This is a genomic window from Nocardiopsis sp. NPDC055824 (assembly GCF_053616335.1).
In genome coordinates, this window is the sequence record NZ_JBSHDN010000242.1 from 1 (window position 1) to 8,967 (window position 8,967).

The window sequence follows — 8,967 nt, forward strand, 5'->3', positions numbered from 1 at the left end:
GTCCGTCCCCGCTCCCGGCCCGGCGGTCGCGGGACCGGCCGGGATCAGGGCGTCCCGACCGGCCTCCTGCCCGTCGCCGCCTCGGCGGCGGCGACGGCGCTGGTGAACGCCACCTCTCCGAGCAGACCGGGCGCCGCCACCGAGTCACCGGCCAGGTAGACGCCGTTCCCGCGGTCGATCGCGGGGCGGTCGCGCCAGGTGTGCCCCGGCAGGTCCAGCGCACCGGTGCGCCCCCGTGCGACCTGGTCCCTGCGCCACGTCACCCGGTCGCGCCACCGCGGCAGCGCCAGGTCCAGCAGCCGCTCCAGCCGCTCCCCCGTGCGCGCCCTCGACTCGCCGGGGCGCACCGGGACCTGGGCCTGCACGAGCTCCTCGCCCTCCGGCGCCAGCGTGCGGTCCACCGCCGTGTAGCGCTCCACGAACCCGCACTCGTCGCCGTCGAAGACGATGAACGGGTCCCGGCCCCGGCGCAGCCCCAGGTCCACCATCAGGGTGTGCCCGCTCTCCCACGCCAGGGAGTCGTCCCCGAGCAGGGAGCGGGCCGCGGCCAGCGACGTCGCCACGACGACCGGGCCGTCGGGGAGCGCGTCCAGGGAGTCGACCCGGGCGTCCGTCGCGATCCGCACCCCGCGCTCCCGCGCCCGGTCGGCCATCCACCCGACCAGCGACGTCCAGCCGCCCACCATGTAGCGGGCGGCCGGCCACGCGGGCGTGGTCACCCGCAGGAACCTGTCCCAGACGAACTCCGCGGACAGCCGGGACGGGTCCGAGTCGAAGAGCGCCACCCCCATCATGCTCGCGATCGCCCCGGTGGTCTCCGTGCCGAACCGCTCCCGGCCCCACGAGCCGAAGTCCCGGTCGTACGGGGCCCGCAGCCCGCGGCGGGCGGCGGCCCGCAGGAGCCCGGCGGGCGGCATGCCGAGCCGCCCCCGGTAGCGGAACCTCACGCCCGGCGCGGCCCGAACGGGAAGGCGCAGGTGCGGCGGGAGCAGGCCGCGCTCGGCCAGCCACCGGTACGGGGCCCCGTCCCCGTAGAGCACGTGGGGTCCCTCGTTGGCCACGTACGGGGGCTCGGTGGCGCGGGCCCGCCCGCCCAGGGTCCGGTGCGCCTCCAGCAGGGTGATGTTCGCGCCCCTCTCGGCGCCGGCGATGGCCGCGGTCAATCCGGCGAGGCCACCGCCCACAACGGTGATATCCATACCCCTACGACGGGCCGGGCGTCCGCAGCCGTGACATCTTGTCGGGGTTGGCCACCAGGTACACGTGCTGGACCCGCCCGTCGGCCACGTCCAGCACGACCAGCGCCACCACCCGGCCCCCGAGCGAGACGACCGCCGCCGGACCGCCGTTGACCTCGGTGACCTCGGTCCGGGCGTCGGCCCAGGCGACCGTCGGGCCGAGACCGAGCGAGGCGAGGAACCTGTCCGCGTTGCCGGGCAGGGCGGCCAGGAAGCGGCCCACCTTGGAGGCGCCCTCCAGGACCCGCAGGGGCGCCTTGGCCTTGCCGCCGCCGTCCCCGACGAGGGTGGCGTCGTCGGCGAGCAGACCGGTCAGGCCGTCCAGGTCCCCCTCCATGCAGGCGCGGAGGAACCGCTCCGTGATCCGTCGCCGCGCGGCGCGGTCGGCCTCGAACCGGGGCCGCCTCTCCTGGACGTGGTCGCGGGCCCGCCTGGCCAGCTGCCGCGTGGCGGCCTCCTCCCGGCCGATGACCTCCCCGATCTCCGCGTAGGGGAACTGGAAGGCCTCGCGCAGCACGAACACGGCCCGTTCCAGGGGTGAGAGGGTCTCCAGGACCACGAGGAGCGCGAACTCCACGGAGTCCGCCAGTTCGGCCTGCTCGGCGCCGTCGGGGATGTCGCTGACGGGTTCGGGGAGCCACTCGCCGACGTAGGACTCGCGGCGGGACCGGGCGCTGCGCAGCCGGTCGATGGACAGGCGGGAGGCGATGGTGACGAGGTAGGCGCGCGGGTCGTCGACCTTCGCCGGATCGACGGCGGACCAGCGCAGCCAGGCCTCCTGGACCACGTCCTCCGCGTCGGAGGCGCTTCCGAGGATCCTGTAGGCGACACCGGTCAGGAGGGCGCGGTGCTCGTGGAAGGCATCGGTCGTCATGTCTGGAAGACGTATCACCCCCGCCCCGGCGTGACACGCCTCCCGTACCGGTTCGCGGCCCCGGGCACGCGGTGCGCGGGCGTCCGGGCGGGCCGTCCGGGAGAACAGGACGCGGGGCGCGGCCGGTGCCGTGCCCCGCGTCCATCCCGAGAGTGCCGGGTGTCCTGGGAGTTCCGGGTGGCTCCGGGGGACGGAGAGCCCCGGAAGTCCCGTACCCGGCGAGCCGGGAGGGCCGACTAGTCGTCGACGGAGATGCCCTTGGTGGAGGTGCCGGAGGACACGTTGCAGCCGCCCAGGTCGAGGCCGTCGAAGGCGAGGACGTCGGCGCAGATCGGCACGGTCACGTTCTGGATGTTGGCGTTGTTGTCCGCCGCGGCGGTCCCGGTCATGGCGCCCAGGGCGAGGCCGGTGGCGAGGAGGAGGCCGGAGACGGTGGCGATGCGCTTCATGGTGCTGATCCTTTTCGGTTGGCAGTGCGTTGGTTGGTGACGACGGGGCCGCGGGGCCCCGCTGATGCAGGGGTGTGTGCGACGGGGTACTAGTCGTCGACGCTGATGCCCTTGGTGGCGGTCCAGTTGACGACGTTGCACTCGGGGCCGCTGACGCCCGAGGCGGCGAGCACGTCGAGGCAGATCGGGATCGTGATGTTCTGGACGTTGGCGTTGTTGTCCGCGGCGGCGGTGCCGGTGAAGGCACCGAAGGCGAGGCCGGTGGCCAGTACGAAGCCGGAAACCTTGGCGATACGGGTCATGGGTGATGCCTTTCGGAAGTTCATAACGCTCTGGCGGTGGCCGCCGGAATTAACTTAGCGTAGCCAGGCCCGTGCTAGCCGTACTTCGCGGGAAGAATCCAGAGTTTCCTCGGACTTTTCTCGGTTTCGATGTGGACATGCCGGACATGTCGCCAGGCAATGAAGTCATCGTGTTACCTAACCGAAAGCACGGCCGAATCCCTCACCTGACGAATGCATCGGAATCACGCTGTATCCAGACATCGGACATGAAAAAGGGCCCGCACGGTGTCTCCACCGCGCGGGCCCCGAACCTCGTGGGCGCCGCCCCCGACGTGCGCCGCGAGCGCTACCAGCCCTGCTGCTGCCCGTATCCCGGGTACTGCTGGCCGTAGCCGGGCTGCTGCCCGTACCCCGGCTGCGGCTGCCCGTATCCCGGGTACTGCTGCTGGTCGTACCCCGGGTACTGCTGCTGGCCGTAGCCGGGCTGCTGTCCGTAACCCGCGTACGGGTCCGGCTGCTGGGCGCCCGTGGGCGGGTGCTGGTAGGCCTGCTGCTGGCCGGACGGCTCCTGCTGCTGGGCCTCGGCCCTGGCCGCCTCGTCCTGCTTCTTGCTGTCGGGGTCCGGGCGGAAGATGAACAGGCGCGCGGGCTTGTCGCCCTCGTCGCCCGGGGTGATCAGGTCGAGCCGCCAGCCGGCCTCCTCGATCCCCTCCAGGATGCGGGTCAGCCCGGGACGGAGCTTGCTGGAGGGCTCGTCATAGGCGTTCACCTCCAGCTGGATGATGAACATCCGGCGCTTCTGCTGCGCCGCGACCTTGGCGTGTTCGACGACCGTGCTGTCCCTCACGACCTGCGTGACGCTCATGAATAACCGTACCCATCTGCTCAGCGCGGAGCTTGCCGTACCCGTCGGGGTGCCACCCGGTCGTCCGCGTCCACAGTGGCGGGAATCCGCCGGGTTCCGCTCCCATCATGCCTCCTGCGGGCCTGTCTGGCCACAGAAGGCCCCGAGCGGCCGCCGACCGGGAGGGGTGTCCCGGCCGGAGGCCGCTCGAGGCGGTGCTCAGGAAGCGGCGGCGCGGACGGCCTCGACGACGGGTGTCTCACCGTTCACCAGGTTGAGAACCCTCCCGACGGTCCCCGGTTCGTCCAGAACGGCCACGATCACCGAGGCGACGTCCTCCCGCGTCACCGAGTCCCTCCCGACCTCCGCGCCCAGCGCCACCTTCCCGGTGCCCGGCTCGTCGGTCAGCCCTCCCGGGCGCAGGATCGTCCAGTCCAGCTCCAGCCCGCGCTCCCGCAGGTCGGCGTCGGCGGCGCGCTTGGCCTCCACGTAGGCGGCCCACGAACCGTCGGGGTCGTTCCCGCCGGGCAGCGGGTCGTCCACCCCGATGGCCGAGACCTGGACCAGGCGCCGCACCCCCGCGAGCGAGGCCGCGTCGGCGGTCAGCACCGCCCCCTTGTGGTCCACCGTCTCCTTGCGGGCCGGCCCGCTGCCCGGACCGGCCCCGGCGGCGAACACGACGCCGTCGGCGTTCATGAGCTTCTCCGTCAGCTCGGTGACGGTGGCGGTCTCCAGGTCGACCACGACCGGTTCGGCACCGGCGTCGACGACGTCCTGCGAGTGGTCGGGGTTGCGGATGAGGGCGACGGGCTCGTCCCCGCGGTCGGCCAGTTGCCTGGCCAGCAGCAGTGCGATCTTCCCGTGTCCCCCGGCGATGACGATACGCATGGGGGAAGCGTATGCCCTCCCCGGCCGCCGGACCCCCGGGCCCCGCGCGAGTCCGCGCGGGGCCCGGGAGGGGCGGGCCCGGACCCCTACTCGACGGTCCAGGTGTCCCCGCTCGCCAGCAGCGCGGCCAGCTCGCCGTCCCCGTGCTCCGCCCGCGCCTCCGCGACCTGCTCGTTCAACAGCTCGTCGTAGGCGGGGCGGCGCACGTCCCGGAACACCCCGATCGGCACGTGCTCGAACGCGGGCCGGTCCAACCGGGACAGGGCGAACGCGTACCCCGGGTCCTCCCGGTGCGCGTCGTGCCGGATCAGCCGGTCCTCTCCCACCGCGTCCACGTCCACGACCTCCAGCCCGCCGAACCCGCCGGCGACCACACCCCGGTCCGGGCCGAGCCGCAGCGGCTCGCCGTGCTCCATGCGCAGCAGGCGCGTGTCCCTCGCGGCAGGGTCCTTCAGCGGCTCGAACGCGTCGTCGTTGAAGATCGGGCAGTTCTGGTAGATCTCCACGAACGACGCCCCCGGGTGTTCGGCCGCCGCCCTCAGCACCGACGTGAGGTGCTTGCGGTCGGAGTCGACCGTCCGGGCCACGAACGAGGCCTCCGCGCCCAGGGCCAGGGACACCGGGTTGAACGGGTGGTCCAGCGAGCCCGACGGCGAGGACTTGGTGATCTTCCCCGGCTCGGAGGTGGGTGAGTACTGCCCCTTGGTCAGCCCGTAGATCCGGTTGTTGAACAGCAGGATGTTGATGTTGACGTTGCGGCGCAGCGCGTGGATCAGGTGGTTGCCGCCGATGGACAGCCCGTCGCCGTCACCGGTCACCACCCACACCGACAGGTCCGGGCGGCTGGAGGCCAGCCCGGTCGCGATCGCCGGCGCGCGCCCGTGGATCGAGTGCACGCCGTAGGTGCTCAGGTAGTAGGGGAAGCGGGAGGAGCAGCCGATCCCCGACACCATGACGATGTTCTCGCGGGGCACCCCCAGCTCGGGGAGGAAGGACTGGAACGCGGCCAGGATCGCGTAGTCGCCGCAGCCCGGGCACCAGCGCACCTCCTGGTCCGACTTGAAGTCCTTCATCTTGTAGGCGGTGTCCGTCCTGGGGACCAGCCTCAGCCCCCCGGAGCCGTCCGTCAGGCCGTTCGCGTTCTCAGTCACGGTCGATGACCTCCCGAAGCACGTCCGCGAGCTCCTCGGCCTTGAAGGGCAGGCCGCGGACCTTGTTGTAGCCGATGACGTCGACCAGGAACCTGCCGCGCAGCAGCAGGGCCAGCTGGCCCAGGTTGATCTCCGGCACCACCACCCGCTCGTAGCGGGCCAGCACCTCGCCGAGGTTGGCCGGGAACGGGTTGAGGTGGCGCAGGTGCGCCTGCGCCACCCGGCCGCCCGCGCGCCGCACCCGGCGCACCGCGGCGGTGATCGACCCGTACGTGCCGCCCCAGCCGAGCACCAGCACCCCGGCGCCGCCGTCGGGATCGTCCACCGCCAGCTCGGGGATGTCCCTGGCGATGGCGTCGATCTTGGCCTGGCGGGTCCGCACCATCAGGTCGTGGTTGGCGGGCGTGTACGAGATGTCACCCGTCTCGGCGTGCTTCTCGATGCCGCCGATGCGGTGCTCCAGGCCGGCCGTGCCCGGCACCGCCCACGGGCGGGCCAGGGTCTCCTCGTCGCGCTTGTACGGCAGGAACGAGCCGTCGGGGCCGTTGGGCCCGGTGGCGAACCCCGGCTCGATCACCGGCAGGTCGCCGACCTCCGGCAGGCGCCACGGCTCCGACCCGTTGGCCAGGTACCCGTCGGACAGCACGACCACCGGGGTGCGGTAGGTGACGGCGAGCCTGGTCGCCTCCACCGCGGCGTCGAAGCAGTCGGCGGGGGAGGACGGCGCCACCACCGGCAGCGGGGACTCGCCGTTGCGCCCGTACAGGGCCATCAGCAGGTCGGTCTGCTCCGTCTTGGTCGGCATGCCCGTGCTGGGCCCGGCCCGCTGCACGTCGATGATCAGCAGCGGCAGCTCGGTCATCACCGCGAGCCCCACCGTCTCCTGCTTGAGCACCATGCCCGGGCCGGAGGTGGTGGTCACCCCCAGCGAGCCGCCGAAGGCGGCGCCCAGGGCGGCCCCCACCCCGGCGATCTCGTCCTCGGCCTGGAACGTGCGCACACCGAACCTCTTGTGCCTGGACAGCTCGTGCAGGATGTCCGACGCGGGGGTGATCGGGTACGAGCCCAGGAACAGCGGAAGGCCCGACCGGGTGGACCCGGCGATCAGCCCGTAGGCCATCGCCAGGTTCCCGGTGATGTTCCGGTACGTGCCCGCGGGGAGCCGGGCCGGCTTGACCTCGTAGGAGACGGCGAAGTCCTCGGTGGTCTCACCGAAGTTCCACCCCGCCTGGAACGCCGTCAGGTTCGCCGCGAGGATGTCCGGCTTGGCGGCGAACTTGGACTTGAGGAAGGACGTCGTCCCCTCCGTCGGCCGGTTGTACATCCACGACAGCAGGCCCAGGGCGAACATGTTCTTGGCCCGCTGCGCGTCCTTCTTGGACAGGTCGGCGCCGGCCAGCGCCGCCACCGTCATCGAGGTGAGCGCCACCGCGCTCACCTTGAGTCCGTCCAGGGTGCCGTCGGTGAGGGGGTCCCCGGTGAAACCGACCTTGGCCAGGCTCCGTTTCGTGAACTCGTCGGTGTTGACGATCACGGTCGCGCCCCTGGGCAGGTCGCCGAGGTTCGCCTTGAGGGCGGCGGGGTTCATGGCCACCAGGACGTCGGGCGCGTCGCCCGGGGTCATGATGTCGTGGTCCGCGAAGTGCAGCTGGAAGCTGGACACCCCCGGGAGGGTTCCGGCGGGGGCGCGGATCTCGGCCGGGAAGTTCGGAAGGGTCGACAGGTCGTTGCCGAACGACGCGGTCTCCTGGGTGAAGCGGTCTCCGGTCAGCTGCATGCCGTCGCCGGAGTCGCCGGCGAAGCGGATGATGACGCGGTCGAGCTGTTCGATCTGTTTGGCCACTGAGATCGACGACCTCCTTGGTGAGCCGCCGGTCGTGACGGGCGGCGGCGCTCGGGTGTCATCCCCCGGCCGGGGCACTCCGCCACGGGGCGGGCGCCCGGTTCGGGGGCATGGGACAGCGTGCGCGGCCCTCGCGCTCGCCGGGTGCGCCAACCCGGTCTCGCACGGCGCGGTCACACCGCGACAGCCGGGTCGTGAAGGGGCCTGCCTTCAACGACACGGCTCCCCGGACACCGGGATCCGGACGGGGCGGCGCCCCGCCGGCCTGGAGTTCGGAGTGATAAGGGCCACGATCGCACTATAGGTCGTCGGGAAAGGCCGGACGTGGGCCGGGTGGCGATTGTCACACCGGAACCCCGTCGGGCGGTGTGAGGTCATCCGCAACCGGGATGTGACCGACAGCCCGTCACATGGGGAACGCAAGACGTCGACCCGCACGTTTGTCACCATGTACGCATTCACGGTCGAGGACCGGCTGAGCGAGGAGGTGGCGGCGTGCACGTCAACGTGGCCCGTGCGGTCGGTCTGTTCGTCGGGGCCGCCGTCCTCGTCGTGGTGGTCGGCTGGCTGTGCGGAGCCGAGAAGGGCGCGCAGTTCTCCGTGGCCCTGGTGGTGGGCGCGGGCGTGCTCGTCTACCTGTTCGGCGAGTCGCTGGCCCTGCGGGCCATGAGGGCCCGACCGGTCAGCGAGATCGAGCGCCCCGAGCTGTACCGGATCGTCCGGGAGCTGGCCACCGCCGCCCGGCAGCCCATGCCCAGGCTGTACCTGTCGCCGATCCGCTCGCCCAACGCCTTCGCCACCGGCAGCAGCCCGCGCCGCGCCGCGCTCTGCTGCACCACGGGCCTGCTGCGCACCCTCGACGAGCGGGAGCTGCGCGGCGTGATCGCCCACGAGCTGGCGCACATCCGCTCGCACGACACCCTGATCAGCTCGGTGGCGGCGACCCTCACCGCGGTCATCACCGCGATGACGGTGGTCACCTTCCTGCTCCCGCTGGGGGAGTCGGAGGAGACGGACATGCCCGACCTGCTGGGCGGGCTGATGGTGGCGGCGCTGGCGCCGCTCGCCGCCCTGGTCGTCCACTTCGGGGTGGGGCGCGGGCGCGAGTTCCGCGCCGACGAGAAGGCCGCCGAACTCACCGGGGACCCGATCGGGCTGGCCGAGGCGCTGGCCAAGCTGGAGGAGGGGGCGCGTCGCTACCCCCTGCCCCGCGACCGCGGCCTGCTGGCGTCGGCGCACGTGATGACCACCAACCCGTTCCCGACCGGGGTGGGGCGGCTGTTCGCCGCCCACCCGCCGACGGACGAGCGCATCCGCCGCCTGTACGCCCTGCGCCGCCGGTGGGACATGGGGGGGTAGGGACCCCTCCCCGGCCCCGGGCACGCCCGGCCCCCCC

General features: G+C 72.6%; 9 protein-coding genes. 1 reads left to right on the plus strand and 8 read right to left on the minus strand.

Annotation, left to right across the window (positions count from 1 at the left end; genetic code table 11):
* Positions 1-44 precede the first annotated feature (44 nt).
* The 8 genes from ACWGL3_RS28755 to ACWGL3_RS28790 form a co-directional block, all read right to left on the minus strand.
* Positions 45-1,199, minus strand: coding sequence for an FAD-dependent oxidoreductase (locus ACWGL3_RS28755; protein WP_267946746.1), 1,155 nt, complete (start codon positions 1,197-1,199; stop codon positions 45-47).
* 4 nt (positions 1,200-1,203) lie between these two features.
* Positions 1,204-2,112, minus strand: coding sequence for an RNA polymerase sigma-70 factor (locus ACWGL3_RS28760; RefSeq protein ID WP_267946745.1), 909 nt, complete (start codon positions 2,110-2,112; stop codon positions 1,204-1,206).
* A gap of 236 nt (positions 2,113-2,348) precedes the next feature.
* Positions 2,349-2,561: a hypothetical protein gene (locus ACWGL3_RS28765; protein WP_267946744.1), complete on the minus strand. Its 213-nt coding sequence runs from the start codon at positions 2,559-2,561 to the stop codon at positions 2,349-2,351.
* Between the two features lie 89 nt (positions 2,562-2,650).
* On the minus strand, positions 2,651-2,863 hold the full coding sequence (locus tag ACWGL3_RS28770) for a hypothetical protein (protein WP_267946743.1): 213 nt from the start codon (positions 2,861-2,863) through the stop codon (positions 2,651-2,653).
* 328 nt (positions 2,864-3,191) lie between these two features.
* On the minus strand, positions 3,192-3,710 hold the full coding sequence (locus ACWGL3_RS28775) for a hypothetical protein (RefSeq protein ID WP_452462019.1): 519 nt from the start codon (positions 3,708-3,710) through the stop codon (positions 3,192-3,194).
* A gap of 198 nt (positions 3,711-3,908) precedes the next feature.
* Positions 3,909-4,577, minus strand: coding sequence for an SDR family oxidoreductase (locus ACWGL3_RS28780; protein WP_267946741.1), 669 nt, complete (start codon positions 4,575-4,577; stop codon positions 3,909-3,911).
* 86 nt (positions 4,578-4,663) lie between these two features.
* Positions 4,664-5,650, minus strand: a complete 987-nt coding sequence (locus ACWGL3_RS28785; RefSeq protein WP_267950530.1) for a 2-oxoacid:ferredoxin oxidoreductase subunit beta — start codon at positions 5,648-5,650, stop codon at positions 4,664-4,666.
* Positions 5,651-5,720: 70 nt separating this feature from the next.
* The gene (locus tag ACWGL3_RS28790; RefSeq protein WP_267946740.1) at positions 5,721-7,571 is read right to left on the minus strand and encodes a 2-oxoacid:acceptor oxidoreductase subunit alpha; all 1,851 of its coding nucleotides are present in this window, start codon (positions 7,569-7,571) and stop codon (positions 5,721-5,723) included.
* 495 nt (positions 7,572-8,066) lie between these two features.
* On the opposite strand from ACWGL3_RS28790, the gene ACWGL3_RS28795 reads away from it, so the two are divergent.
* Positions 8,067-8,930 (plus strand): M48 family metalloprotease, encoded by an 864-nt coding sequence (locus ACWGL3_RS28795; protein ID WP_267946739.1) that lies wholly within the window; start codon positions 8,067-8,069, stop codon positions 8,928-8,930.
* Positions 8,931-8,967: the final 37 nt, after the last annotated feature.

Bases quoted from the DNA above. Each gene is read 5' to 3' on its own strand.
- ACWGL3_RS28755 (WP_267946746.1), bottom strand. From the start codon at position 1,199: ATGGATATCACCGTTGTGGGCGGTGGCCTCGCCGGATTGACCGCGGCC.
- ACWGL3_RS28760 (WP_267946745.1), bottom strand. From the start codon at position 2,112: ATGACGACCGATGCCTTCCACGAGCACCGCGCCCTCCTGACCGGTGTC.
- ACWGL3_RS28765 (WP_267946744.1), bottom strand. From the start codon at position 2,561: ATGAAGCGCATCGCCACCGTCTCCGGCCTCCTCCTCGCCACCGGCCTC.
- ACWGL3_RS28770 (WP_267946743.1), bottom strand. From the start codon at position 2,863: ATGACCCGTATCGCCAAGGTTTCCGGCTTCGTACTGGCCACCGGCCTC.
- ACWGL3_RS28775 (WP_452462019.1), bottom strand. From the start codon at position 3,710: ATGAGCGTCACGCAGGTCGTGAGGGACAGCACGGTCGTCGAACACGCC.
- ACWGL3_RS28780 (WP_267946741.1), bottom strand. From the start codon at position 4,577: ATGCGTATCGTCATCGCCGGGGGACACGGGAAGATCGCACTGCTGCTG.
- ACWGL3_RS28785 (WP_267950530.1), bottom strand. From the start codon at position 5,650: ATGAAGGACTTCAAGTCGGACCAGGAGGTGCGCTGGTGCCCGGGCTGC.